At 72.5% G+C, this 25745-nt stretch carries 26 protein-coding genes; 9 read left to right on the top strand and 17 right to left on the bottom strand.

Annotated features, from left to right (window positions below):
* Positions 1-62: 62 nt before the first annotated feature.
* The 4 genes from AMK24_RS18215 to AMK24_RS18200 all read right to left on the bottom strand — a co-directional run bounded on the left by AMK24_RS18215 (position 63) and on the right by AMK24_RS18200 (position 3552).
* Positions 63-710: a GNAT family N-acetyltransferase gene (locus AMK24_RS18215; RefSeq protein ID WP_073769830.1), complete on the bottom strand. Its 648-nt coding sequence runs from the start codon at positions 708-710 to the stop codon at positions 63-65.
* 140 nt (positions 711-850) lie between these two features.
* Positions 851-1717: a MetQ/NlpA family ABC transporter substrate-binding protein gene (locus AMK24_RS18210; protein ID WP_073769829.1), complete on the bottom strand. Its 867-nt coding sequence runs from the start codon at positions 1715-1717 to the stop codon at positions 851-853.
* Between the two features lie 81 nt (positions 1718-1798).
* Positions 1799-2470, bottom strand: a complete 672-nt coding sequence (locus tag AMK24_RS18205) for a methionine ABC transporter permease (RefSeq protein WP_073769828.1) — start codon at positions 2468-2470, stop codon at positions 1799-1801.
* A complete protein-coding gene (locus tag AMK24_RS18200; RefSeq protein ID WP_073769827.1) occupies positions 2467-3552 on the bottom strand; it encodes a methionine ABC transporter ATP-binding protein in 1086 nt (361 codons plus the stop codon). The genes AMK24_RS18205 and AMK24_RS18200 overlap by 4 nt, the downstream gene beginning before the upstream one ends.
* Positions 3553-4171: 619 nt before the next feature.
* Here AMK24_RS18200 and AMK24_RS18195 point away from each other — a divergent pair.
* Both AMK24_RS18195 and AMK24_RS18190 read left to right on the top strand, forming a co-directional pair.
* Positions 4172-4531, top strand: a complete 360-nt coding sequence (locus AMK24_RS18195; protein ID WP_073769826.1) for a hypothetical protein — start codon at positions 4172-4174, stop codon at positions 4529-4531.
* 1 nt (position 4532) lies between these two features.
* Complete coding sequence (locus AMK24_RS18190) at positions 4533-4973, top strand: hypothetical protein (protein WP_073769825.1); 441 nt, start codon at positions 4533-4535, stop codon at positions 4971-4973.
* Between the two features lie 21 nt (positions 4974-4994).
* On the opposite strand, the gene AMK24_RS18185 is transcribed toward AMK24_RS18190, so the two are convergent.
* The 3 genes from AMK24_RS18185 to AMK24_RS18175 form a co-directional block, all read right to left on the bottom strand.
* Positions 4995-5498, bottom strand: a complete 504-nt coding sequence (locus AMK24_RS18185; protein WP_073769824.1) for a GNAT family N-acetyltransferase — start codon at positions 5496-5498, stop codon at positions 4995-4997.
* A gap of 46 nt (positions 5499-5544) precedes the next feature.
* Positions 5545-6087, bottom strand: a complete 543-nt coding sequence (locus AMK24_RS18180; protein WP_073769984.1) for a sigma-70 family RNA polymerase sigma factor — start codon at positions 6085-6087, stop codon at positions 5545-5547.
* A gap of 121 nt (positions 6088-6208) precedes the next feature.
* On the bottom strand, positions 6209-7363 hold the full coding sequence (locus AMK24_RS18175; protein ID WP_073769823.1) for a glycerophosphodiester phosphodiesterase: 1155 nt from the start codon (positions 7361-7363) through the stop codon (positions 6209-6211).
* Between the two features lie 263 nt (positions 7364-7626).
* Between AMK24_RS18175 and AMK24_RS18170 the strand changes: the two genes are divergently transcribed.
* Entirely contained in the window at positions 7627-8298 is a 672-nt protein-coding gene (locus tag AMK24_RS18170; RefSeq protein ID WP_030088450.1) for a lysophospholipid acyltransferase family protein, read from the top strand.
* A gap of 72 nt (positions 8299-8370) precedes the next feature.
* On the opposite strand, the gene AMK24_RS18165 is transcribed toward AMK24_RS18170, so the two are convergent.
* Positions 8371-9915, bottom strand: a complete 1545-nt coding sequence (locus tag AMK24_RS18165; protein WP_073769822.1) for an MFS transporter — start codon at positions 9913-9915, stop codon at positions 8371-8373.
* Entirely contained in the window at positions 9912-10463 is a 552-nt protein-coding gene (locus AMK24_RS18160) for a TetR/AcrR family transcriptional regulator (RefSeq protein ID WP_073769821.1), read from the bottom strand. The genes AMK24_RS18165 and AMK24_RS18160 overlap by 4 nt, the downstream gene beginning before the upstream one ends.
* Before the next feature lie 330 nt (positions 10464-10793).
* Here AMK24_RS18160 and helR point away from each other — a divergent pair, with 330 nt between their 5' ends.
* Positions 10794-12962: an RNA polymerase recycling motor ATPase HelR gene (gene helR / locus AMK24_RS18155; RefSeq protein ID WP_073769820.1), complete on the top strand. Its 2169-nt coding sequence runs from the start codon at positions 10794-10796 to the stop codon at positions 12960-12962.
* Positions 12963-13088: 126 nt separating this feature from the next.
* On the opposite strand, the gene AMK24_RS18150 is transcribed toward helR, so the two are convergent.
* The 3 genes from AMK24_RS18150 to AMK24_RS18140 all read right to left on the bottom strand — a co-directional run bounded on the left by AMK24_RS18150 (position 13089) and on the right by AMK24_RS18140 (position 16908).
* Positions 13089-14060 carry an aldo/keto reductase gene (locus AMK24_RS18150; protein WP_073769819.1) on the bottom strand — a complete coding sequence of 324 codons (972 nt, stop codon included), beginning with the start codon at positions 14058-14060 and terminating at the stop codon, positions 13089-13091.
* Between the two features lie 102 nt (positions 14061-14162).
* Positions 14163-15590 (bottom strand): argininosuccinate lyase, encoded by a 1428-nt coding sequence (gene argH / locus AMK24_RS18145; protein ID WP_073769818.1) that lies wholly within the window; start codon positions 15588-15590, stop codon positions 14163-14165.
* 124 nt (positions 15591-15714) lie between these two features.
* Positions 15715-16908: an argininosuccinate synthase gene (locus AMK24_RS18140; protein WP_073769817.1), complete on the bottom strand. Its 1194-nt coding sequence runs from the start codon at positions 16906-16908 to the stop codon at positions 15715-15717.
* A 247-nt stretch (positions 16909-17155) separates the two neighbouring features.
* Between AMK24_RS18140 and AMK24_RS18135 the strand changes: the two genes are divergently transcribed.
* Entirely contained in the window at positions 17156-17866 is a 711-nt protein-coding gene (locus AMK24_RS18135; RefSeq protein ID WP_073769983.1) for a L,D-transpeptidase family protein, read from the top strand.
* A gap of 10 nt (positions 17867-17876) precedes the next feature.
* Here the strand turns inward: AMK24_RS18135 and AMK24_RS18130 are convergent, their stop codons facing one another.
* Genes AMK24_RS18130 through argC form a run of 5 tightly spaced genes read right to left on the bottom strand, consistent with a single transcriptional unit; the run spans position 17877 to position 22776 of the window.
* On the bottom strand, positions 17877-18413 hold the full coding sequence (locus AMK24_RS18130; RefSeq protein ID WP_073769816.1) for an arginine repressor: 537 nt from the start codon (positions 18411-18413) through the stop codon (positions 17877-17879).
* Between the two features lie 25 nt (positions 18414-18438).
* On the bottom strand, positions 18439-19674 hold the full coding sequence (locus AMK24_RS18125; RefSeq protein WP_073769815.1) for an acetylornithine transaminase: 1236 nt from the start codon (positions 19672-19674) through the stop codon (positions 18439-18441).
* Complete coding sequence (argB, locus tag AMK24_RS18120) at positions 19671-20600, bottom strand: acetylglutamate kinase (protein ID WP_073769814.1); 930 nt, start codon at positions 20598-20600, stop codon at positions 19671-19673. Before argB ends, AMK24_RS18125 begins: the two co-directional genes overlap by 4 nt.
* Positions 20597-21751 (bottom strand): bifunctional glutamate N-acetyltransferase/amino-acid acetyltransferase ArgJ, encoded by a 1155-nt coding sequence (gene argJ, locus AMK24_RS18115; protein ID WP_073769813.1) that lies wholly within the window; start codon positions 21749-21751, stop codon positions 20597-20599. The genes argB and argJ overlap by 4 nt, the downstream gene beginning before the upstream one ends.
* Entirely contained in the window at positions 21748-22776 is a 1029-nt protein-coding gene (gene argC, locus AMK24_RS18110; protein WP_073769812.1) for an N-acetyl-gamma-glutamyl-phosphate reductase, read from the bottom strand. The genes argJ and argC overlap by 4 nt, the downstream gene beginning before the upstream one ends.
* 188 nt (positions 22777-22964) lie before the next feature.
* On the opposite strand from argC, the gene AMK24_RS33210 reads away from it, so the two are divergent.
* The 4 genes from AMK24_RS33210 to AMK24_RS18090 all read left to right on the top strand — a co-directional run bounded on the left by AMK24_RS33210 (position 22965) and on the right by AMK24_RS18090 (position 25743).
* Positions 22965-23846, top strand: a complete 882-nt coding sequence (locus tag AMK24_RS33210) for a helix-turn-helix domain-containing protein (protein WP_073769811.1) — start codon at positions 22965-22967, stop codon at positions 23844-23846.
* Between the two features lie 131 nt (positions 23847-23977).
* Positions 23978-24178 (top strand): hypothetical protein, encoded by a 201-nt coding sequence (locus AMK24_RS18100; RefSeq protein WP_073769810.1) that lies wholly within the window; start codon positions 23978-23980, stop codon positions 24176-24178.
* A 198-nt stretch (positions 24179-24376) separates the two neighbouring features.
* The gene (locus AMK24_RS18095; RefSeq protein ID WP_073769809.1) at positions 24377-24985 is read left to right on the top strand and encodes a GOLPH3/VPS74 family protein; all 609 of its coding nucleotides are present in this window, start codon (positions 24377-24379) and stop codon (positions 24983-24985) included.
* Positions 24986-25023: 38 nt separating this feature from the next.
* Entirely contained in the window at positions 25024-25743 is a 720-nt protein-coding gene (locus AMK24_RS18090) for a HEAT repeat domain-containing protein (protein WP_073769808.1), read from the top strand.
* The last annotated feature ends 2 nt before the right edge of the window (positions 25744-25745 follow it).

The raw sequence follows: 25745 nt of genomic DNA, 5'->3' as shown, positions 1-25745 counted from the left end.
GGGGTGAGAGTACCTGGTCCGTACCTCGGCCCGGCGGGCGGCCGTGCGCGGGACCGGTCGCGCTACTTCCAGTCGTTGTACGTGCCGTAGCCGCCCGCGTCGGCGAGCTGTTCGGCGACGCCTTCGAGGTCCTCGGGCAGGAGTCCCCAGACGATCAGGTCGGTGCGGATGTCGGTCCAGCCGCCGTCGGTGCCGTTCTCGGTCCGGGTGCGGGCGATGCGGGCGTTGCGCAGGACGCCTTCGCTGATGCAGCCGAGCTTCTGGGCGACCTGCTGGGAGTCGGTGTTGTCGGCGGGGGTGCGCAGCTCGATCCGTTCGAAACCCTGGTCGCGGAAGAGCCACTCGGCTATGGCGAGCACGGATTCGGTGGCGTACCCCTCGCCGCGGGCCCAGGGGGCGGTGATGTAGCGGACCTCGGTGGAGCGGGTGCGCCAGTCGGTGTTGAGGAGGCGGACGCTGCCGACGAGCCGCTGGGTGAGGAACTCGGTGACGGCGAGGGCGATGCCGTGGCCTCCGGTGCGCTCGGCGGGGGCGATCCTGCGGACCCAGCGTTCGGCGTCGACCTGGGTGTAGGGGTTCGGCCCGTCCATCCAGGCGACGACCGCCTCGTCGTTCATCATCTCGATGTACGCGGGGACGTCGGCCATCTCGAAGGGGCGCATCACCAACCTGTCCGTGCTGATGGAGATGGACGGAAAGGTGGTAGTCATGCGCAGCTCCATGCCGAAGACCGGTTAAAAGCACAGCATGCAGCATCGGGGGGGTGACGCGCATGGGCGGGGGCGCACCGCGGAGCCCCGCGCCCGCCGGACGGCGGAAGCGGGGCTCCGGGTCAACTGCCGGTCGGGGGTCAGGACTTGGCGGGGGCGCCGAAGGCCGGGACGATCGAGCCCTTGTAGGTGTCCTCGATGTACTTCTTGACCTCGTCGGAGTTGAGGAGCTTGGCGAGCTTCTCGACGCGCGGGTCCTTCTCGTTGCCCTTCTTGACCGCGAGGAAGTTGGCGTAGGGGTTGCCCTCGGCCTTCTCCAGGGCGAGGGAGTCCTTGGCCGGGGAGAGCTCGGCCTGGATCGCGTAGTTGCCGTTGATGACGGCGGCGTCCACGTCGTTCAGGGCGCGGGGCACGGTGGCGGCCTCCAGCTCCTTGAACTCCAGGCCCTTCTTGTCGGTGATGTCGCTCAGGGTGGCGCTGGTGCCGACGCCGTCCTTGAGGGTGATCAGGCCGTTCTCGGCGAGCAGCTGGAGGGCGCGGCCCCCGTTGGTGGTGTCGTTGGGGACGGCTATGGTCTGGCCGGCCTTGATGTCCCCCAGGTCCTTGACCTTCTTGGAGTAGAGGCCGAGGGGCTCCAGGTGCACGTCGACCACCGGCACGATGGTGGTCTTCTGCTTGGCGTTGAAGTCGTCCAGGTAGGGCTTGTGCTGGAAGAAGTTGGCGTCGACCTGGCCGTTCTGGGTGGCGGTGTTCGGCAGGACGTAGTCCGTGAACTCCTTGACCTCCAGCTTGAGGCCCTCCTTCGCCGCCAGGTTCTTCTCGACGAACTCCAGGATGTCGGCGTGCGGCGTCGGGGACGCGGCGACGACCAGGGCCTTGGAGGTGTCGGCGCCGGCTCCGGTCCCGCCCTTGGAGGCGGGGTCGGAGTCCGTACCGCAGGCGCTCAGCCCCAGGGCGAGGGCGGCGGCGGAAGCGGCGGCAGCGGTGATCTTGATGTTCTTGCGCACGAAAAGTGCCTCTTTCTTGTGGTGGTGCGCCCGGACAAGGAGTTCGGGCTCGGTGAGGAAGGAAGGTTGTGGGGCCTGGCCTCAGGAGGCGGTGCGGCCTCGGCGGGCCAGCAGCCGGACGGCGAGGTCGCCGATGAGCTGGACGACGGTGACGATGACGATCAGCAGCGCGACGGTGATCAGCATGAACTGGTTGTCGAAGCGCTGGAATCCGTAGGTCACGGCCTTGGAGCCGAGTCCTTCGCCGCCGACCGCGCCGGCCATCGCGGAGTAGCCGATGAGGACGATCAGGGTGGTGGTGACACCCGAGACGAGCGAGGGCAGGGCCTGCGGGAGGAGCACCTTGCGGACGATCGTGGGAATGGAGCCGCCCATCGACTGGACCGCCTCGACGAGCCCGTGGTCCACCTCGCGGATCGCCGTCTCGACGAGCCGGGCGAAGAACGGGATGGCGCCGACGGCGAGCGGCACGATCATCGCGGTGGGGCCGATGAAGGTGCCGACGACCCAGGTGGTGAAGGGGATCAGGGCGATCAGCAGGATGATGAACGGCAGCGAGCGGCCGATGTTCACGACCACGCCGATGACCTTGTTCACCACGGTGTTCTGGAGCAGTCCGCCCTTGTCCGTGAGGACCAGCAGGACGCCGAGCGGCAGGCCGCCGACGACGGTGGCCAGCGCGGACCACAGCACCATGTAGAGGGTGTCGACGGTGCCCTGGGTCAGCAGGGGCTGCATTTCGGACCAGGTCACTTGACGGCCTCCTTGGCGAGCGGGGCGGACGACTGCTCCGGTACGGCGGCGGTACCCGCAGGGGTGCCCGGGGCGGGCTCGCCGTCGACGACCTCGGCCTGGAGGCCCTGCTCGCGCAGGAACCCGATGGGCACGACGTTCTCCTCGAAGCGGCCGGGCAGCTCGATGCGCATGCGGCCGATCTGCTTGCCGCCGACGGTGTCCATCGCGGCGCCGAGGATCGAGATGTCGATGTTGTACGTACGGGAGAGCTGGGAGATGACCGGCTGCGAGGCCGACTCGCCGTGGAAGGTGACGTCGAGGACCGTACGGTCCGGGCCGGAGGCGGAGCCGCCGACCGGGAACAGCTCGTGGGCCAGTTCGGAGCCGGGGGTGGCGAGGAGTTCGCCGACGGTCCCGGACTCGACGATCCGGCCGCGCCGCATGAGCGCCGCGGAGTCGCAGACGGTCTTGACGACGTCCATCTCGTGGGTGATGAGGAGGACGGTCAGGCCGAGCTGCCGGTTGAGGTCGCGCAGCAGCTGGAGGATGGAGCGGGTGGTCTCGGGGTCGAGTGCGGAGGTCGCCTCGTCGGAGAGCAGCACCTGGGGGTCGCCCGCGAGGGCGCGGGCTATGCCGACGCGCTGCTTCTGACCGCCGGAGAGCTGACCGGGGTAGGACTTCGCCTTGTCGGCGAGGCCGACCAGGTCGAGCAGTTCCCCGGCCTTGCGGGTGCGTTCCCGGCCGGAGACCCCGAGGATCTCCAGCGGCAGTTCCACGTTGTCCAGGACGGTCCGGGAGTCCAGCAGGTTGAAGTGCTGGAAGACCATGCCGATGCGGGTGCGGGCGCGGCGCAGCTCGGCGCTCGCCCGCCGGCCGCGGCCGGCGAGGGCGGTGAGGTCCCGGCCGGCCACCGTCACGGTGCCGGAGGTGGGGCGTTCCAGGAGGTTGACGCAGCGGATGAGGGAGGATTTCCCGGCGCCGCTCTGTCCGATGACGCCGTACACCTCGCCTTCGCGGACGTGGAGGTCGACGCCGTCGAGTGCGGTGACCTCACGGTCGCGCGACTGGTAGACCTTGGTGAGGCCCGTCGTGGTGATCACAGGGGTTTCCGTCACTGTCGAGTGCGCGGCGCGGTGTCCGCCGGGCACGGGGCGTTCGTCTGAAGAGACTGTTCGGGCTGGTCGGCCGTGGTCTCGGCATGGCTGTACGCGGCGGTCTGCCGGGGCGGCACATGCGCGGGCGCGCTCGTTCCGCAGGGGGCGGACGGCGCAGGCTCGGTCTCGCTTCGGGGCGCGAGGCTCAGGCGGGGGCCCTCAGAAGGCGCGCATTCGACACATACAACGAGCACCGGGCGTGCTGATCGCCTCGGTCGCAAAGGTGCGGCTGCTCGTCGTGGTCATGGGCCAAGTAAAACAGACGTGAGGTCGCCGCGAGCCCCTCTGTCCGCATAGCGGACAGCGCCGGACACCCGGACGCCTCCGTTCCGGTTCACTGGCCGGACCCTTTTCCCACGGCCGTGACCTGCGAAGACGTGGGGGCGGCGGGGTGTGCTCGGGGGCGGCTGCCGAGGCGCTCCCGCGAGCTGTGAGCGGAATTCCGTCCCCCGGTTGTGGTCAAGGCCACCTTCCGCGCGGGTAGCCCGGCCCCGCGGGGCGGGCCCCCTTCGCGGTCGCCGGGGCCGCACGCGGACGGGCGTTCCGTCCATAATACCCTCACTACATGCTTGACGCCCTGACGGTCGCGGTCGCCGTGGCCGCGCTCGCCCTCGCCGCCTGGTGCGGACACGCCGCCTACCGGGACCAGCCGACGAAGGACTGGCACTTCATCGGGATGGCGGTCGTCACCGTGCTGGCGCTGGCCCAGCTGGTGGTGGGCATCGTACAGCTGGCCCGCGGGGAGCGGCCGGAGCAGGGGATGGCGGTGTTCATCGCCTATCTGATCGGTTCGTTCGCCGCCGTGCCCGCGGCCGGATTCCTGTCGCTGACCGAGCGGACCCGGTGGGGTTCGATCACGGTGGCGGCGGGCGCGCTCGTGCTGGCGGTTCTGGAGGTCCGGCTCTATGACATCTGGGGAGACTGACGTGAGCGACACCGACCGCCCCGAGGTGGCCGCGGCCCCGAAGCCGTCCTTCGAACTGGGCGCCGGCCCCGGCCGGGTCCTGGTCTGGTTCTACGGGGTGTTCACCGTCGCGGCGGCCTCACGAACGGTCGTCGAGATGGTCAGGGGCTTCGACCGGGCGCCGCTGGCGTACACGCTCTCGGCCGTCGCGGCCCTGGTGTACGGCTTCATCACTTACTCGCTGGTGCGCGGCGGGGAGAAGGCGCGCCGGGCGGCGCTGGTGTGCTGTGCGGCCGAGCTGGTGGGCGTGCTGGTCGTCGGCGCGTGGACGCTGGCCGATCCGGCCGCCTTCCCGGACGCGACCGTGTGGTCGGACTTCGGGATGGGTTACCTCTTCATCCCGGTGATCCTGCCGGTCACCGGGATGATCTGGCTGCGCCGCGCGAAGACGGTCGCGGCCTGAGGGCCGCCGCGCGGCGCACGGTCAGGCGCTGGCCACGAAGTCCCGGTCGGCGGCGTCCTTCTCCAGCAGGATCATCCGGACGCCGTCGGCTCCGGTGACGGCCCCGACCCGGGCGTAGCCGGCCCGCCGGTAGAGCCGCAGGTTGGTCTCGCTGCGGTGCCCGCTGTGCAGCCGGAACCGGGTCGCCGCCCGCTGTGCCGCCAGCGCGGACTCGGCGGCGAGCAGCAGCCGGGAGCCGAGGCCGTGCCCCTGGAGGCGGGGGTGCACGCAGAGCTTGCCGATCTGCCCCGCGCCGTCGGGATCGGTGAACCCCCGGACCGATCCGACGACTTCGTCCCCGAGGCGGGCCACGAACACCAGGTCGTCGGCGACTTCGGCGCGCAGGGACGCGAGGCTCTGGACGAGCGGGTCGAGCCGGTAGTTGTCGTACAGCTCGGCTTCGCGCTGGAAGCAGAGGTACTGCAGTCTGAAGATCTGCTCGACGTCCTGTGCCGTCGCCGCCGAGATGGTCACGCTCATGCCCATGTGTGCACGCCTCCCGCTCACCTGTCCGCCGGTTGCCTCACGCTTCCTATCCCCGCACGGATGGAGCGACAACCTCCGCAGCCAGCATTCTGCGCAGACATCCAAGGCAACGGGAACGGATCGGACCCAAACTCCCCTGTGACATACCCAACTCCCCTGCGATTTCCCGGTAGGTCGGGTCGCCGGGGGCGAGCAACGCCTCCAACACCCTGGGGCAGCGGCCGGGCAGCCGGGCCAGGGCGGAGCGGAGCGCCCGGCGTTCGGCGGCTCCGAGCGCGGCGCGTTCCGGGCAGTCGGCCGGTCCGGCGGCGGGTTCCGTTCCGGCGTACGGGCGTTCGCGCAGGGCCGTACGCCGGCCGCGGCGGGCCTCCGCCCGGACGGTGTCGCGCACCCAGCGGGCGGCGTCGGCGGGGGGCCCGGCGGCCGGCCGCTCCAGCAGCCGTACCCAGACGGTCTGTTCGAGGTCGGCGGGGTCGACCCCCGCGGCGGGGGCCTCGGCCCTCGCCTCCGCGCGCACCAGAGGGTGTAACGCGCGGACGACGAGGGCGGTGGAGGGGGCGGGGCCGGGATCGTGGTCGAGAAGCGTCATGCCCCGGCGGACGTGCCGCGACGGCTCCCGGTTGCGCCGGGCGCGCCGTACCACCCGTCCGGGGCACGCCGGGGCGGGCGGCTGACGGGTCGTCGCGACCGCCCCGTCGTCCGCGGCCGGGTCAGCGTCCGGCGTGGTCCGCCGCCGCCAGCAGGGCCGTGTCGGGCTGATCGGCGAAGATGCCGTCGATGCCGGTGGCGAAGTAGGCGGCGTAGGCCCCGAACACGTCGCCGTAGGCGTTGGGGTCGGTGCCGCGGCGGAAGTCGGCGGGCAGGAAGCCGTTCTCGTTGCGCAGGGTGTACGGGTGCAGCAGCAGGCCCTCGGCGTGCGCGTCCCGCACCAGCGTGGTCGGGGTGGTGAGCCGCCCCGCGGCGTCCTTCGGGATGACCAGGTCGAGGGTGGGGCCGATGCCCTGGGCGAAGGAGGCCGTCCACCTCAGCCCGGCGGGCTTCACCAGGTCGGCGACGGTGCGCGGGTCGCCGGTCCGGACGAAGTCCCAGGGGCGCGTCTTCGCGCCGGACAGCAGCACGATGCGCGGGGTGTCGACGAGCCGCGCCAGGCGCTGGACCGAGGTGGGCTCGAACGACTGGAGGATGAGCGGGGAGTTCTTCCGGTCCCGGCCGTGGCGGCGCAGCAGCCGGGCGAGCGGCTCCTCCAGGCCGAGGCCGAGCTCACGGAAGTAGGTGGGGTGCTTGGTCTCCACGTACAGCCAGACCGGCTTGCCCCGCTTGCGGCCCTCCTTCTCCGCCCAGCGCAGGACCTCCTCGAAGGTGGGGATCGTCCAGCGGCCGTCGTAGAGGGTGCTGTCCGGGCGGGTGCCCGGGATGCGCTCCTTGGCCCGCAGCGTCTTCAGTTCGGCGAGGGTGAAGTCCTCGGTGAACCAGCCGGTGAGGGAGACGCCGTCGATGCTCTTGGTGGTCCTGCGGCCGGCGAACTCGGGGTGGTCGGCGACGTCGGTGGTGGCGGTGATGTCGTTCTCGTGGCGGCAGACCAGGTGGCCGTCCTTGGTCGGCACGAGGTCCTGCTCGACGATGTGCGCGCCCATGTCGAGGGCGAGCTGGTAGGAGCCGAGGGTGTGTTCGGGGCGGTAGCCGCTGGCCCCGCGGTGGCCGATCACCGTCGGCACCGGCAGGTCGCGCAGCGAGCCGTGGCCGCCGTGGCCGCGCCCCCGCTCGGCCGCCTGGGCGGCGGCGGGCATGCCCAGGGCCGCGGTGCCGAGGACCGCGGCGCCCAGAAGGGCCCGCCGGCCGGGGGTCGTCCACGCACGCTCCGTCATGAATGCTCCTCGCTTGGTGATGTCCGGGTCCGTTCGAGCGAGGCCCGATCGTAGGCTGGGGGACGTACGCGAGGGCAGACCTTCGGCCAACGTGGCGGAAACACATGTCAACACCGGGTATCCGCTCCGTGAACCCGATGTGCGATCAGCTCGTACCCGCGAGTATCGTCCTCACCTGCACCGACCCATATCCGTCGGCACCGGCCACCGCCCGGTGGACCCGTTCCACCGCGACAGGCCCGGCCACGACACCGGAGGAACCGTTGTCCCGTCTCACGGTCATCAAGGCAGTGCTCGGACCGATTCTGCGTTTGATGTTCCGCCCACAGGTGGAGGGCGCCGAGAACATTCCCGGGACCGGGCCGGTGATCCTCGCGGGCAACCACCTCACCTTCATCGACTCGATGATCATGCCGATCTGCTGCGACCGGCCGGTGTTCTACATCGGCAAGGACGAGTACGTGACCGGCAAGGGCCTCAAGGGCCGGCTGATGGCCTGGTTCTTCACCGGCTGCGGCATGATCCCGGTGGACCGGGACGGCGGCCGCGGCGGCGTCGCGGCGCTCATGACGGGCCGCCGGGTGCTGGAGGAGGGCCAGGCGTTCGCGATCTACCCGGAGGGCACCCGTTCCCCCGACGGCCGGCTCTACCGGGGCCGTACGGGTATCGCCCGGCTGACGCTGATGACGGGCGCGCCGGTGGTCCCGTTCGCGATGATCGGGACCGACAAGCTCCAGCCGGGCGGCGCGGGCCTGCCCCGGCCGGGCAAGGTCACCGTGCGCTTCGGCGAGCCGATGGAGTTCTCGCGCTACGAGGGGATGGACCGCGACCGCTATGTGCTGCGGGCGGTGACGGACTCGGTGATGGCGGAGGTCATGCGGCTCTCCGGCCAGGAGTACGTGGACATGTATGCGACGAAGGCGAAGGCGGCCTGAGCGCGCGAAGCGACGACGGCGGGAGGGCCCGCACCCCGGTACCGGGGTGCGGGCCCTCCCGTCGTACCCGGCCTACGGGTGCTCGGCGGATTCCTCCAGCTTCTGGCCCCGCAGCAGGAACCACGCGGCGACGGCCGCCACCAGCAGGACCGCCGCGCCGATGCCCGCGGCCGACCGCAGTCCTTCGACGAACGCCTCCTGGGCCGCCGAGACCAGCGGTCCCGCCTGGGCGGCGGGCAGGGCCCCGGCCGCCTCGACCGCCCCGCCCAAGGACTCGTGGGCGGCCGATTCCACGTCGGCGGAAATGCCCGACGGCGTCGGGAAGCCCCGGTAGACGCCGGTGACGATGGAGCCGAGCAGGGCGATGCCGAGGGCGGCGCCCAGTTCGTACGCGGTCTCGGAGACGGCCGACGCGGAGCCCGCCTGCTCCTTCGGCACGCTGGAGAGGATCACGTCGGCGGTGACGGTGAAGGCGAAGCCCGCTCCGAGCCCGACGACCAGCAGCATGGCGCCGAGCAGCGGGTAGTCGGTGTGCTGGTCGAGCAGGGTCACGCTGCCCAGGGCCAGCCCGACGGCGGCGAGGCCGCCGGAGACCACGGAGCGGACCGAGAAGCGGCGGGCGGCGAACCCGGCCAGCAGACCGGCGGTCACCGCCCCGATGGCGGCGGGCAGTTCGGCGAGCCCGGCTTCCAGCGGCCCGCGGCCCTGCACCAGTTGCAGGAACTGGGAGAGGAAGAAGACCAGGCCCGACAGGCCGAGGATGGTCAGCAGGTCGGCGAGGACCGCACCGGAGAAGCCCCGGTGGTGGAAGAGCCGCATGTCCAGCAAGGGCGTGGGCAGCCGCAGTTGCCTGCGGACGAACCAGACCAGCGCCCCCGCGCCGATGGCCGCGGCCGTGATCGAGTCCCAGCTCGCTCCGTGCGAAGCCGTCTCCTTGATGGCGTAGACGACGCCGAACATGCCGACCAGGGAGAGCCCGACGCTGGCCATGTCCCACGGGCCGGGAGCCGGGTTCTTCGACTCGGGGATCAGCTTGACGCCGACGACGACGAGGACGGCCATCACGGGCAGGTTGATGAGGAAGACCGAGCCCCACCAGAAGTGTTCGAGCAGGAACCCGCCGACGACCGGCCCGACCGCCGCGCCCGCCGAGGCCATCGCCCCCCAGATCCCGATGGCGAGGCTGCGCTCACGCGGATCGTGGAAGAGGTTGCGGATGAGGGCGAGGGTCGAGGGCATCAGGGTGGCGCCCGCGACACCGAGCAGCGCCCGGGCCACGATCATCATCTCGGGCGAGGTGGCGTACGCGTTGAGCACGGAGACCGCGCCGAACGCGACGGCTCCGACCAGCAGCAGCTTCTTGCGGCCGATGCGGTCGCCGAGGCTGCCCATCGAGACGAGCAGGCCGGCGATGACGAAGGAGTAGACGTCACCGATCCAGAGCAGCTGGGTTCCGGTGGGTTTCAGGTCCTCGCTGAGGAACGGGGTGGCCAGGCCGAGGACGGTGGCGTCCACGGCCACCAGCAGCACGGCGAGGACGAGGACCGCGAGCGCGATCCACCGCCCCGGACGGCGTACCGCGTCCATGGTGGTCCCGTTCCGGTCGGTACTGGTCATCGTTCCACGCTCCGGCGTACTCCGCCGAGCAGCAACTCGACGATCATGTGGGGGAAGTCCTGTGCGGCGACCCGGCCCGCCTGGACGGACCAGGCGGCGGTGCCGATGAGCCCGTAGAGGGCCTCGGTCAGCCAGGCGGGGGTGAGGTCGATGCGGAACTCGCCGCGTTCCTGGCCCCGGCGGAAGAAGGCGGAGACGCGGGCGTCGGCCCGGTTCCAGCCCTCGTTGACCTCGTCGCCCTCGAAGAGCTGGTTCTCGCTCACCAGGAAGGACATCAGCCCGGCGCTGGGCTCCACGGCGGCGATGAGGCGGCGCAGCCCCTCCTCGCAGGAGCCCTCGTCGAGCCGGGCGGCGTCCAGGGCCGCTTCGAACTCCTGGATGCCGAGATCCTCCAGCGCCTTCACCAGGGCGTCCCGCCCGGCGAAGTGCCGGTGGAGGGTGGCCCGCCCGATACCGGCCGCCCTGGCGACTTCGTCCATGGTGGCGGTCGATTTGCGGGACAGCAGGGCGGCCGCACTGCGCAGCACCTGCTGGCGGTCAAGAGTCATGAGACAACCATAACCCACATGAGACATCGAAGTCTCATCGAGGGAAGGCGTCGGCGCTGCCACGGGCGAAGGGGCGGACGGAGGGTGCGCGGGGCGGCACCGCCGGAGAAAGGGCGGTGAAGGGGCGCGATCGCCCGGAGGAGGGCGGCGAAGGGGAAGCGAAAGGTCCCGGAAAAGAAAAAGCGGCCGGAGGTGAATCCTCTCCTCGCCACTCTCAACTTATAGCGCATGGGGGGTCTTGCGGCAAGACCCCCCATATGCCGCAGAATCGTCCGCCGTAGCCGGGACGGGACGCCGCCCACCTCACTCCCGCAGATCGGAACCGACGACGTGAACCCCCTGACCACCCGCGCGTTCGACCTCCCCGACCGCCTCTCCGCCAAGGCCGACCCGGTGCTGATCGCCGACGACGAGCGGCACTTCGCGGACATCGCCCACTGCCTGGAGCAGTCGGTCGCGGAGCTGACCGACCGGCTCGCGGCCGAGCGCCGCGCGCCCGGCGGGGCGAGCCGGCAGGCGATGGACCGGGATGTGGAGATCCACCGGCTGACCGCCCGGCTGCGCGCCCTGCGCCGGTTCGGCCTGGACCTGTGCCTGGGGCGCATGGTCGCCGCCGACGGCTCCGGCCCGCTGTACGTGGGGCGGCTCGGCCTGACCGACAGCTCGGGCCGCCGGCTGCTGGTCGACTGGCGCTCGCCCGCCGCCGAGCCGTTCTTCGGAGCCACCCACGCCGACCCGATGGGCCTGGCGAGCCGCCGCCGCTACCGTTGGACCGGCGGCCGGATCAGCGACTACTGGGACGAGGTGTTCGCCCCGGAGGGCTTCGCCGGGCACGCCGCCGCGCTGGACGACCAGTCCGCGTTCATCGCGAGCCTCGGCTCCACCCGCTCGGCCCGGATGCGCGACGTGCTGGGCACCATCCAGGCCGACCAGGACGCCGTCATCCGGGCGGGCTCCCGGGGCACGCTCGTCGTCGACGGCGGGCCCGGCACCGGGAAGACCGTCGTCGCCCTGCACCGCTCGGCCTATCTCCTCTACTCCGACCCGCGCCTGGCCCACCGCCGCGGGGGCGTGCTGTTCGTCGGCCCGCACGAGCCCTACCTCGGGTACGTCGCCGACGTCCTGCCCAGCCTCGGAGAGGAGGGCGTCCAGACGTGCACCCTGCGGGACCTGGTCGCGGAGGGCGCGGCGGCGGGGACCGAGAGCGATCCGGAGGTGGCGCGGCTGAAGGCGTCGGCGGAGCTGGTGAAAGCGGTCGAGGCCGCCGTCCGCTTCTACGAGGAACCGCCCACCGAGGGCGTGCTGGTGGAGACCCACTGGTCCGACATCTGGCTGAGCCCCGCCGACTGGGCCGCCGCCTTCGGGGCGGCGGAGCCGGGAACCCCGCACAACGAGGCGCGCGACCAGATCGGGGAGGAACTGCTGACGATCCTCGTGGACAAGCACGACGGCGAAGCGCCCGAGGATCAGCTGCGCGCCTCGCTGCGGCGGAACCGGGAGCTGTCCGCGCTCCTGGACCGTGCCTGGCCGCTGATCGAGGCGGCCGACCTGGTCGGCGACCTCTGGTCCGTACCCGCCTATCTGCGCACCTGCGCCCCCTGGCTGTCCTCCGAGGAGGTGCGGCGGCTGCAGCGGGCGGACGCGCGGGCGTGGACCGAGTCCGACCTGCCGATCCTCGACGCGGCACGGCAGCGGCTCGGGGATCCGGAGGCGTCCCGGCGCAGGCGCCGCCACGAGGCGGCTGCCGCCGCCGAACGCGAGCAGATGGACCGGGTCGTCGACAGCCTGCTCGCGGACGAGACGCTGGCCGACGCGGACGCGGACGGCGAGGGCGCACTGGTGATGCTGCGCGGGGCGGACCTGCGGGAGACGCTGGCCACCGCCGACCGGCCGGGCGGGGTGGAGCCCGACCTGCTGTCCGGGCCGTTCGCCCACATCGTCGTGGACGAGGCGCAGGAACTGACCGACGCCCAGTGGCAGATGCTGATCCAGCGCTGCCCCTCCCGGAGCTTCACCGTCGTCGGGGACCGGGCGCAGGCCCGGCACGGGTTCCCCGAACCGTGGCGGGAGCGGCTGGAGCGGGTCGGCCTCGACCGGATCACCCTGGCCTCCCTCACCATCAACTACCGCACGCCGGAAGAGATCATGGCGGAGGCGGCGCCGGTCGTCCGGGCCGTGCTCCCCGACGCCAACGTGCCGGTCTCCGTCCGCAGCAGCGGCATCCCGGTCACCCGCGGCCGCGCCGACGAGCTGGAGACCGTCCTCGGACGGTGGCTCGCCGCGCACGAGGACGGGAGCGCCTGCGTCATCGGCGCGCCCGCGTTCCCGGCGACGCCCCGGGTGCGGTCGCTGACCCCGGAGCTGGCGAAGGGCCTGGAGTTCGACCTGGTCGTCCTCGTCGATCCGGAGGGCTTCGGCGGGGGCGTCGCGGGGGCGGTCGACCGCTATGTGGCGATGACCCGGGCGACCCGGGAACTCGTGGTCCTGACGAGTCCCTGAGGCCGCGAAGCCCCGCTCCGGGGCGTGCCGGGGCGGGCGGGCCCCGGGGCCGCAGCGGCGTCTGCGGCGTCCGGGTCCGGGCGCGCCGGGGCGGAAGGGCGCCGGGGCCCGCCACCCGTGCGGGTGTCAGTGCCAGGGCAGCCCCGCGCGGTGCCGCCAGTACGCCTCCGGCTCCTCGACCAGGGCGTCGAGGCCCGCCCGCTGCTCCTCGTCCAGGTCGACGACGGCGGCGTGGAGGTTCCCGGAGAGCTGGGCCGCCGTGACGGCCCCGGAGAGCACGACGTCCGCCCAGGGCTGGTGGAGGACCAGCGCGAGGGCGACCGCGTCGCCTCCCACCCCCGCGTCGGCGGCGATCTCCTGGAACACGGCGGGCGCCTCCTCCCCGGCGAGGCGGCCGTTGGCCATGCCCTCCTTGACGATCACGGTGAGCCCGGCGTCGTGGGCCTCGGCGAGCGCGGGCGCGGCCGAGGTCTCCAGCGCGTTGTAGGTGGCCTGGACCGTACGGAAGAGGGGCTCGCCGTCGACCGTGACGGCGAGGGCGGCCCGGATCGCGTCGGCCTGGGCGGGCCCGCTGGTGGAGAGTCCGACGGTGACGCCGTCGGCGGCCAGGGCGGCGAGGCGGTGGAGCAGTTCCTTGTCGGTGAGCGCGGGGCTGTCCGGGGTCACGGAGTGGACCTGGTAAAGGCTGAGCCGCTCCCCGAGGAGGTCCCGGGTCTCGGCGTACTGGCGCTCGAAGGCGGCGAGGCTGTGGTCCTTGACCTCGTGCCGCTCGGCGTCGGCGCTCCAGCCGGCGGTGTAGGTGTAGCCCCATTTGGAGCCCACGACGAGGTCGGTGAAGGAGGGCCGGGCGTTCAGCCACTCCGCGAGGAACTCCTCGGCGCGGCCGTAGGAGCGGGCGGTGTCGACGTACCGGACGCCCTGGGCGTAGGCCGCGTCCAGCAGTTCGTGGGCGCGGGCGCGCAGGGCGTCGGGGTCGCGGTCGGCGGGCAGGTCCCGGTCTCGGTGGAGGTTGATGTAGCCGGGCCTCCCGACGGCGGCCAGGCCCAGCCCGATGTGGGCGGTCGGGGTCGTCGCGGCGGCCAGGGCGGCGAAGGGCATCAGGGACTCCTCGGGTCGGGTTTCGGATACTCCTACCCCGGGGAGCGCCGCCCGCGACACCCTTCGCCCATCCGGTGCGCCGCCGCGCCGGGGGCGGACCTCCTACCGGCGGGCGGCCGCCCACGCGTACTGGGCCGCCAGGTCCTCCTTGACCTCGGCGAGCTGTACGGCGACGGCGGAGGGGGCCGTTCCGCCCCGGCCGTCGCGGGAGGCCAGCGCGCCCCGGACGTTGAGGACCGTGCGCACCTCGGGGGTCAGGTGCCCGGAGATCGCGGCGAACTGCTCGTCGGTGAGCTGGTCCAGCTCGATGCCGTGCCGCTCGCACTCCTTGACGCAGGCTCCGGCGACCTCGTGGGCCACCCGGAAGGGGACGCCCTGCTTGACCAGCCACTCCGCGACGTCGGTGGCGAGCGAGAAGCCGGCCGGGGCCAGTTCCTCCATCCGCTCGCGGTTGACGGTGAGGGTGGCCATCATGCCGGTGAAGGCGGGGAGCAGGACTTCGAGCTGGTCGCAGGAGTCGAAGACGGGCTCCTTGTCCTCCTGGAGGTCCCGGTTGTACGCGAGCGGGAGCGCCTTGAGCGTGGCGAGCAGGCCGGTCAGGTTGCCGATGAGGCGGCCGGACTTGCCCCGGGCCAGCTCCGCGATGTCCGGGTTCTTCTTCTGCGGCATGATCGAGGAGCCGGTGGAGAAGGCGTCGTGGAGGGTGACGAAGGAGAACTCCTTCGTGTTCCAGATGATGACCTCCTCCGCGATCCGGGAGAGGTTGACGCCGATCATCGCGGTGATGAAGGCGAACTCCGCGACGAAGTCCCGCGAGGCGGTGCCGTCGATGGAGTTGGCGACCGAACCGTGCTCGAAGCCCAGGTCGGCGGCGACCGCCTCCGGGTCGAGCCCGAGCGAGGATCCGGCGAGCGCCCCGGAGCCGTACGGGGAGACGGCGGTGCGCGCGTCCCACTGGCGCAGCCGCTCCGCGTCCCGGGAGAGGGACTGGACGTGGGCGAGCACGTGGTGGGCGAAGAGGACGGGCTGGGCGTGCTGGAGGTGGGTGCGGCCCGGCATCGCGACGTCGGCGTGGGCCTTGGCGAGGCCGGTCAGCGCGCTCTGGAGGTCGGCGAGGAGACCGCCGATGATCCGGGCGTGGTCGCGCAGGTACATCCGGAAGAGCGTGGCGATCTGGTCGTTCCGCGAGCGGCCGGCCCGGAGCTTGCCGCCGAGGTCGGGGCCGAGCCGTTCCAGGAGGCCGCGCTCCAGGGCGGTGTGGACGTCCTCGTCGGCGACGGTGCCGGTGAAGGAGCCGTCCGCGACGTCGGCCTCCAGCCGGTCGAGCCCGGCGAGCATCCGGGTCAGCTCGTCCTCGGTGAGCAGGCCGGCCTTGTGGAGGACGCGGGCGTGGGCGCGGGAGCCGGCGATGTCGTACGGGGCGAGCCGCCAGTCGAAGTGGACGGAGGCGGACAGTTTGGCCAGGGCCTCGGCCGGTCCGTCGGCGAACCGCGCGCCCCAGAGCCGGACGTCACCGTTGTTGCTGCTCACTGCGTGCTCCTTGGAAGGGGAGGGCCCAGGCGAAGACGTGGAAGACGTAAGCGAAGGCAGGGTGCGGATATGCGGCCGCCTCCCCGCCGCGTGGGAGGGGAGGCGGCTGTACAACGAGGAAGGGTCAGACGAGGTCGCGCTTGGCGGCGATCTTCGAGGAGAGGCCGAAGATCTCGATGAAGCCCTGCGCCTTGGACTGGTCGAAGGTGTCGCCCGAGTCGTAGGTGGCGAGGTTGAAGTCGTACAGCGACTCCTCGGACTTCCGGCCGGTGACGACGGCACGGCCGCCGTGCAGGGTCATCCGGATGTCGCCGGTGACGTGCTGGTTGGCCTCGTTGATGAAGCCGTCCAGAGCCCGCTTCAGCGGGGAGAACCACAGGCCGTCGTAGACCATCTCGCCCCAGCGCTGCTCGACCTGCCGCTTGTAGCGGGCCAGTTCGCGCTCGACGGTGACGTTCTCCAGCTCCTGGTGGGCGGTGATCAGCGCGATCGCGCCGGGCGCCTCGTACACCTCGCGGGACTTGATGCCCACGAGCCGGTCCTCGACCATGTCGATCCGGCCGACGCCCTGGGCCCCGGCCCGCTCGTTGAGCTGCTGGATCGCCTGGAGGACGGTGACGGGGCGGCCGTCGAGGGCGACCGGCACGCCCTCCTTGAAGGAGATGACGACCTCGTCGGCCTCGCGCGGGGCGGCGGGGTCGGAGGTGTACTCGTAGATGTCCTCGATCGGCGCGTTCCAGATGTCCTCCAGGAAGCCCGTCTCCACCGCACGCCCGAAGACGTTCTGGTCGATGGAGTACGGGGACTTCTTGGTGGTCGCGATCGGGAGGTTCTTCTCCTCGCAGAAGGCGATCGCCTTGTCCCGGGTCATGGCGTAGTCGCGGACCGGGGCGATGCACTTCAGGTCGGGGCCGAGCGCGGAGATGCCGGCCTCGAACCGGACCTGGTCGTTGCCCTTGCCGGTGCAGCCGTGGGCGACGATCCCGGCGCCGTGCTTCCGGGCCGCGGCGACGAGGTGCTTGACGATGGTCGGCCGGGAGAGCGCCGAGACCAGCGGGTAGCGGTCCATGTAGAGGGCGTTGGCCTTGATCGCCGGGAGGCAGTACTCCTCGGCGAACTCGTCCTTGGCGTCCGCGACCTCGGCCTCGACGGCACCGCAGGCGAGCGCGCGCTTGCGGATGACGTCCAGGTCCTCGCCGCCCTGGCCGACGTCCACGGCGACGGCGATGACCTCGGCGCCCGTCTCCTCGGCGATCCAGCCGATGGCGACGGAGGTGTCCAGGCCGCCCGAGTAGGCGAGTACGACGCGCTCGGTCACGGGTTTCTCCTTACGGTGCAATCACTGATGGGTATAACTATGCGGTTGCCCGTATGCTTTGTCAAAGCGGCAGGTCAGAGTGGTGGGACTGGGCGTATGAACGGATAATCCTGGCGCTTCTCGGGCCCTGACCACGGAGCACGCGGCCGAGGCCGCCGGAAGCGGCGCCGGCCGGCGGAGCGTGCCGCTGGGCCGTACGGAGCAGGCCCGGTGGGGGCGCCTCCCCGGCGGCCGTACGGTCCGGAGCATGCGCAGACCACTGGTGACCGCCGCCGTACTCCTCGCCCTGGCCAGCTCCCTCGGGGCCGGCCCCTCCGACGCCGCGGACGCGCCTCCGCTGCCGGACCGGCTCGCCGACACCGGCGGCGGCTCCCAGCTGATCACCGCCGAAGCCCCGGACGCCGCCTCCACGACGGGCACGGTGACCTGGTGGGAGCGGCGCGGCGGCCGGTGGGCCGAGGCGGGGTCCGCCCCCGCGCGGTTCGGGGCGAACGGACTGGTCGAGGGGGCGGCCCGGGAGCAGGGCACCGGCACCACGCCGACCGGGCTGTACGACCTGCCGTACGCCTTCGGCTCCGAGGACGCCCCGGCCGGCACGAGGTACCCGTACCGGAAGGCGAACGACGCCTCCTGGTGGTGCCAGGACAACGACTCGGAGGCGTACAACCGCTGGGTGGAACCGCTCCCGGCCCACTGCCGGGCGGACGAGGCGGAGCACCTTCTCTCCTACGGCACGCAGTACGCCCGGGCGCTGGTGATCGGCTTCAACTACGAGCGGCCCGTACGGGGCCGGGGCGCGGGCATCTTCCTGCATGTGAACGGGCGCGGGGCGACGGCCGGATGCGTCTCGGTCCCGGCCGGCGCGATGGCGGAGATCCTCGCCTGGGCGGACCCGGAGCGCGCCCCGCACATCGCGGTCGGGACCTCGGCGGGCCCGACCGCGATCACGCGCTACTGAACGGGGGCGCTCAGCGGTCGTTCTGAGCGAGCCTCAGCAGGTGGTCGGCGAGCGCCTGGCCACCGTGGGGGTCGCGGCTGATGAGCATCAGCGTGTCGTCCCCGGCGATGGTGCCGAGGATGTCGTGGAGTTCGGCCTGGTCGATGGCCGAGGCGAGGAACTGGGCCGCACCCGGCGGGGTGCGCAGCACCACGAGGTTGGCCGACGCCTCCGCCGAGATGAGCAGTTCGGCCGAGAGCCGGCGCATCCGCTCCTCCTTGGCCGAGCCTCCCAGCGGGGCCTGGGGGGTGCGGAATCCCCCCTCGCTGGGCACCGCGTAGATCAGCTCGCCGCCGGTGTTGCGGATCTTCACCGCGCCCAGCTCGTCCAGGTCGCGGGAGAGCGTCGCCTGCGTGACGCTCAGCCCGTCGTCGGCGAGGAGCTTGGCCAACTGGCTCTGGGAGCGGACCGGCTGCCGGTTCAGGATGTCCACGATCCGGCGGTGGCGGGCGGTGCGGGTCTGCGGCACGGACGGTCCGCCGTGCTCGGTTTCCTGCGCCTCGGTCATCGTCGTCGCCTCATTCTCCGGAGGGTCATGCTCCGGATCGTCCGTCCCCGTGTGCCGCGTCGAGAGCGCCCGGCAGGATCTCCAGGAACGCGTCCACCTCCGCGTCACCGATGATCAGCGGCGGCATGAGCCGTACGACATCGGGGGCGGGCGCGTTCACCAGGAGGCCGGCTCCCTGGGCCGCCTGCTGCACCTGCGGTGCGAGGGGTCCGGTGAGCACGATACCCAGCAGCAGGCCCGCACCGCGGACGTGGGAGACCAGCGGGTGTCCCCACGCCTCCACGCCGGCCCGGATCCTCTCTCCGAGCCGCTTGACCTCGTCGAGTGCGCCGTCGGCCGCGAGGGTGTCCAGGACGGCGAGTCCGGCGGCGCAGGCGACCGGGTTGCCGCCGAACGTCGTGCCGTGGTGCCCCGGTTTCAACAGGTCGGCCGCCGGGCCGAAGGCGACCGTCGCGCCGATCGGCAGGCCGCCGCCGAGCCCCTTGGCGAGCGTGACGACGTCCGGCTCGACGCCCTGGTGGGCCTGGTGCTCGAACCACTGGCCGCAGCGCCCGATCCCGGTCTGGACCTCGTCCAGGACGAGGAGGGCGCCGGTGGCCCGGGTGATCTCCCGGGCGGCTTCCAGGTAGCCCTTGGGCGGGACGACGACGCCGTTCTCGCCCTGGATCGGCTCGATGATCACCAGCGCGGTGTCGGTGGTCACCGCTGCGCGCAGGGCGTCCACGTCTCCGTACGGCACATGGGTGACATCGCCGGGCAGCGGGCGGAAGGGCTCCTGCTTCCCCGGCTGGCCGGTCAGGGCGAGCGCTCCCATCGTCCGGCCGTGGAAGCCGCCGCCGGTGGCGACCATGCGGGTGCGTCCGGTGAGCCGGCCGATCTTGAACGCGGCCTCGTTGGCCTCCGCGCCGGAGTTGGCGAAGAAGACCCGGCCCCGGCGGCCGAACAGCTGGAGCAGCCGCTCGGCGAGCGCGACGGGCGGCTCGGCGATGAACAGGTTCGACACATGGCCGAGGGAGGCGATCTGGGTGGAGACGGCCCGGACGACGGCGGGGTGGGCGTGGCCGAGAGCGTTGACCGCGATACCGCCGACGAAGTCGAGGTAGCGGGCGCCGTCCTCGTCCCAGACGTGGGCGCCCTCGCCGCGGACGAGGGGCAGGCGGGGGGTGCCGTAGTTGTCCATCAGCGCGCCCTGCCAGCGCGAGGTGAGCGCGGTGCCGGTTCCGGCGGCGGTCTCGCTTCCGGTGTCGGTGTCGGTCGTCATGATTCCCCCTGGTCGGTCCCGGTGTGCACGTCGATGGGGGCGTCCGGCACGACCATGGTGCCGATGCCCTCGTCGGTGAAGATCTCCAGCAGGATCGCGTGCTGGACGCGGCCGTCGATGACGCGGGCGGTCTCGACGCCGTTGCGCACGGCGTGCAGACAGCCCTGCATCTTGGGGACCATGCCGCTGGACAGCTCGGGCAGCAGCTTCTCCAGCTGGCTCGCGGTGAGCCGGCTGATGACGTCGTCGCTGTGGGGCCAGTCCTCGTACAGCCCCTCGACGTCGGTGAGGACCATCAGCGTCTCGGCGTTCAGCGCGGCGGCGAGCGCGGCGGCGGCGGTGTCGGCGTTGACGTTGTAGACGTGGTGGTCGTCGGCGGAGCGGGCGATGGAGGAGACGACCGGGATGCGGCCGTCGTCCAGCAGCGCCTGGAGGGCTCCGGTGTCGATGGCGGTGATCTCGCCGACCCTGCCGATGTCCACGGACTCGCCGTCGATGGTGGGCCGGTGCTGGGTGGCGGTGATGGTGTGGGCGTCCTCGCCGGTCATACCGACGGCGAGGGGGCCGTGCTGATTGAGGAGGCCGACCAGTTCGCGCTGGACCTGCCCGGCGAGCACCATCCGGACGACGTCCATCGCCTCGGGGGTGGTGACGCGCAGCCCCGCCTTGAATTCGCTGACCAGGCCCTGCTTGTCCAGCTGGGCGCTGATCTGGGGGCCGCCGCCGTGCACGACGACGGGCTTGAGCCCGGCGTGCCGCAGGAAGACGACGTCCTGGGCGAAGGCGGCCTTCAGCTCCTCGTCGATCATGGCGTTGCCGCCGAACTTGATGACGACGGTCCTGCCGTGGTGGCGGGTCAGCCAGGGCAGCGCCTCGATGAGGATCTGCGCCTTCGGGAGTGCGGTGTGCTTCCGCGCCGTCGTCATGAGCTGTACGCGCTGTTCTCGTGGACGTAGTCCGCGGTGAGGTCGTTGGCCCAGATGACGGCGGACTCGGAGCCGGCGGCGAGGTCGGCGGTGATCCTGACCTCCCGGTAGCGCATGTCGACGAGGTCGCGGTCCTCGCCCACCTGGCCGCCCTTGCAGACCCAGACGTCGTTGATGGCGACGTTGAGCCGGTCCGGCTCGAAGGCGGCCTTCGTGGTGCCGATCGCCGAGAGGACCCGGCCCCAGTTGGGGTCCTCGCCGTGGATGGCGCACTTGAGGAGGTTGTTGCGGGCGATGGACCGGCCGACCTCGACGGCGTCGTCCTCGGTGGCCGCGTTGACCACCTCGATCCGGATGTCCTTGGACGCGCCCTCGGCGTCGCCGATGAGCTGGCGGGCGAGGTCGGCGCAGACGGTCCGTACGGCCTCGGCGAACTCGGCCCGCTCCGGGGTGATGCCGCTGGCGCCGGAGGCGAGGAGCAGCACGGTGTCGTTGGTGGACATGCAGCCGTCGGAGTCGACCCGGTCGAAGGTGGTGCGGGTGGCGTCGCGCAGTGCGGCGTCCAGCGCGGGGGCCTCCACGTCGGCGTCGGTGGTCAGGACGACGAGCATGGTGGCGAGGCCCGGGGCGAGCATGCCCGCGCCCTTGGCCATGCCGCCGACGGTCCAGCCCGCCCCGCCCGCGACGGCCGTTTTGTGCACGGTGTCGGTGGTCTTGATGGCGATGGCGGCCTTCTCGCCGCCGTGCTCGCTGAGGGCGGCGGCGGCCTTCTCGATGCCGGGCAGCAGCTTGTCCATGGGGAGCGGGATGCCGATGAGCCCGGTGGAGGCGACGGCGATCTCGCCCGCGCTGTGGCCCGGGAGCACCTCGGCGGCCTTCTCGGCGGTGGCGTGGGTGTCCTGGAAGCCCTGCGGGCCCGTACAGGCGTTGGCGCCACCGGAGTTGAGGACGACGGCGGTGACCTCGCCGCCCTTGAGTACCTGCTCCGACCAGAGGACGGGGGCGGCCTTGACGCGGTTGGAGGTGAAGACGCCCGCGGCGGCGCGGCGCGGGCCGTGGTTGACCACGAGGGCCAGGTCCGGGTTCCCGCTCTCCTTGATTCCCGCGGCGATGCCCGCCGCCGAGAACCCTTGTGCTGCCGTGACGCTCACGGTGCCACTCCGATCGTCGTGAGACCTGTGTCCTCGGGGAGTCCGAGGGCGATGTTCATGCTCTGGAGGGCGCCGCCCGCGGTGCCCTTGGCGAGATTGTCGATGGCGCAGACGACGACGATCCGCCCGGCGGCGGGATCGTGGGCGACCTGGACCTGTACGGCGTTGGAGCCGTACACCGCGGCGGTGGCGGGCCACCGCCCCTCGGGCAGGAGGTCCGTGAACGGTTCGTCCGCGAACGCCTTCTCGTACACCGCGCGCAGGCTCTCCGCGCTCACCCCGGGCCTCGCCTTCGCGCTGCACGTGGCGAGGATGCCGCGCGGCATGGGGGCGAGGGTGGGGGTGAAGGAGACGGCGACCCGTTCACCGGCGGCGGCGCTGAGGTTCTGGACCATCTCGGGCGTGTGGCGGTGCCCGCCGCCGACGCCGTAGGGGGTCATGCTGCCCATCACCTCGGAGCCGAGCAGGTGCGGCTTGGCCGCCTTGCCCGCACCGGAGGTGCCCGACGCGGCGACGATCACGGCTTCCGGTTCGGCGATGCCGGCCGCGTACGCCGGGAAGAGCGCGAGGGACACCGCGGTCGGGTAGCAGCCGGGCACCGCGATCCGCTTCGCCCCGGCGAGCGCGGCCCGCCCGCCCGGCAGCTCGGGCAGCCCGTAGGGCCAGGTCCCGGCGTGCGGGGAGCCGTAGAACGCCTCCCAGTCCCCCGCGTCCTTCAGCCGGAAGTCCGCCCCCATGTCGACGACGAGGACCTCCGGCCCGAGCTGCTCGGCGACGGCGGCGGACTGCCCGTGCGGCAGCGCGAGGAAGACGACGTCGTGCCCGGCGAGCACGTCGGCGGTCGTGGGCTCCAGCACCCGGTGCGCGAGGGGCCGCAGGTGCGGCTGGAGCGATCCGAGCGTCTGCCCGGCGTTGGAGTGCCCGGTGAGGGCGCCGATCTCGACCCCGGGGTGCGCCAGGAGAAGACGGAGCAGTTCCCCGCCGGCGTATCCGCTCGCCCCTGCCACTGCTGCTCGTACCGCCATCGGCAACCCTCCTGATCGATGGCATGACTATACGCACACACGCAGTTTTATGCAAAGAGTGTGCCGACCGGGGCGCACCGGGCCGCGAAGGGGCGCTTCGGTTCCGGGCGGCGGGCCGCGTGGCCGGGTGTGCGCTTTCGCTCCCGGCGAGGGGTTCCGCCGTGCAGGCTGTCGGCATGGACAGCCGCATGGACACAGACGAGCACCCGGGCGGGCCCGGACCGGCCGGTGCGGTGTTTCCGGCGGAGGCGCGGCCGGAACAGACCGCGGGAGCGGCTCTGGAGAGGCTGAAGCGCCTTCTTCGGCGCCTCCGGGTGGAGCGGGGCCTCAGCATGGGGGGCCTCGCCCACCGCGCCGGGCTCGGTCGCACCACGACCAGTCAGGCGCTCAACGGCGAGACCCTACCGAGCGAAGCCACGCTCGTCTCCCTGGCGCAAGCCCTGAGGACGCCGGCCGACCCGCTGCTCGAACTCCGGGCCCTCGCCCGCACGGTCGGCGACGCACCGGCCGCAGCGGCTTCCGGGCGCGCGGCCCCGCCGCCGGAGCGTGCCGGGGACCGGACCGGCGGGTCTTCGGAGCCCCACGAGACCCGGTTCACCTACGACTACCTGGACCGGCGGCCCACGAGTCTGCTCCGCGTGCTCCACGGGAAGCTGGGGGATTCCCCTTTGGTCCGGCTGAGGATCCGAGCTGTGGAGGTCCACCGCTCCGTGCGCCTCGACGATCCGGCGCTCCCCGCACTGATGGTGCGGTGCGCGGACGAATGCCTCGCGTTCAAGAACCGGATCAAGAGCCGCCGCGACGGGGTGGAGGTGATGCTCCTCCTCGTCTACCTCGCCGTGGTGCTGGAGGAACGGTACCCGTCCGATGCGGCGGTGGCGGACGTGTACGACGAGGTCTACGGCACCGCCATGGTGTTCCTGGCCGATTTCCAGATCGACTCGCTCCTCTTCCACGAGCTGCAGTGGTTCCTGGAGGCCGAGACGGAGGGCGGCGTCCACGCCCCCTGGCCCTCGCTCGACGCGTTCGACGGCCAGGTGCCGGGTCCCTGCTTCCCCGACCGCTTCTGAACCCGCCGACGACGCGGGGTCGTTCAGCCGTGTTCACCCGTGTTCGTCTTCGACTCCCCCGAACCCCGCCGAACGGCGTCCACGGGACCTTCGACGCACCAGCCCGAGCCCTCACACCTCCGGGAGTCGTCATGTCCGATTTCGCCACCGTTCTGCTCGGCACCGCCGTGGCCCTCGTCCTGGCCGTCCTGGCCGCCGCCGTGGCGGGCAAGCTCGCCCGTCTGGACGGCGCCACGTACCCCGCCGCGATCACGCGCGCCGCGGCGGCGTTCGCCGCGGTCGTGACACTCCTCGCCGCCGCGACCGCCGCCCTCGCCGCCCTGGCGCGGTGACGAGGCCGCCACGCGCTGCGCCCCCGGGCGGCTCACCGGTGCTTGAGGCCTTCGCGCTGCGCCGCGGCCGCCGGACCGGAGCGGACGGGGGCGATACTGGTCGCAGCAGTCGCCCGCCCCCGAACCGGCGCCCCGCCGGGCGGGCCGGCGGGGGCCCGCCTGCGCCGATCGCGTCGATGCCTTCGAGGGGAACCCTTCATGACCACGGCGAAAGACCTGTTCATCATCGCGCTGGACCCCGCGCCGGAGCAGGCGGTGGGACAGGGCGACCTGTCCCTCGCGCTCGCCGGGGCCGAACTGCTCGACCTGCTGGAGGCGGGGACCGTCACCGTGGACGGCGACCTCGTCGTCCCGGGCGGGTCGTCGGTGCCCGAGGACCGGCTGCTCGCCGCCGCCGCGGAGGGGATCACCCGGCAGCCGCCGTACGAGCGGGTCGAGGACTGGCTGTGGCGCCGGGGCCGGGACCTCGCGGCCGCCTACCAGGACGCGCTGGAGGAGGACGGCGAACTCACCCGGAAGCGGAGCGGCCTGCTCCCCTTCGGGCCCAAGGAGGTGGAGCCGGTGGACACGCCCGCACGCCGCCGGGCCGTGGCCCGCCGGGAGGAGGGGGACCCCGTGCTGGCCTCCCTCGCGTCGGCCGTGGGCCTCGGCGGGGAGCGGCCCGAGGAGGACGGGTCCGGCCTCGGCGACGAGACGGTGACCACCGTGGTCGCCACCGTCCACGAGGCGGTGATGGAGCTGGAGGCCGTACGGCAGAGGCGGACCATCGAGAACACCGCCTTCGCCAACGTCTGGCGCGGCCCCTGAGCCGGGGGGGGCGTCCGGGCCGGGTTGACCTTGACACGGTGACAAGCCCTTCACTGTCCACCGAGGAGGTGGTCTCGGTGACGGTCACGGGACGGCAGGGGACGGACGAGGGGGCGGCGCTGCGGGCGCTGCGGGACGAGGACGCGTCGGTGCGGCTGCGCGCCGCTCTGGTGATCGGTTCGGCCCCGGCCCCGCATTGCGTGGAAGGGCTGATCGAGAGGTGCGCGGTCGAGCCGGAGTTCTTCGTCCGCGACATGCTCACCTGGGCGCTCACCCGCCATCCGGTCGCCGACACGCTGCCCCGGCTGCTCGGCGAGGTCCGCTCGGAGCGGGCGCAGGCACGGAGTCAGGCGCTGCACACCCTGTCCAAGGTCGGGGATCCCCGGGGGTGGTCGGCGATCACACGGGCCGTACTGACCGACGCCGACGAGGAGGTGGCGCGCAGTGCCTGGCGGGCGGCGGTCCTGCTCGTACCGGAAGGAGAGGAGGCCGCGTTGGCGGCGGTGCTGGTGACGGGGCTCGGGCGCGGTGGACGCGCGACGCGGCTGAGCCTCAGCCAGGCGCTGATCGCCCTGGGCGGGGCGATGGCGCCGGCGTTGGAGGACGCGCGGCGGGCCCCCGACCCGGCGGTACGCGCGCACGCCCTCGCCACCGAGCGGATGTGGCACGAGCCGGACACCGGATTCGCCTTCGCCCTGGAGGAGGCGGAGCGGGCCGTGGCCCTCGGCGGGGCGGGCGGCGGCGAGGGAGGGGCGTAGCG

This window comes from Streptomyces sp. CB02366 (assembly GCF_001905905.1).
Classification (GTDB): Bacteria; Actinomycetota; Actinomycetes; order Streptomycetales; family Streptomycetaceae; genus Streptomyces.
The sequence above is the reverse complement of the archived record's forward strand: the minus strand, read 5'-3'. Positions and strand labels throughout refer to the sequence as shown.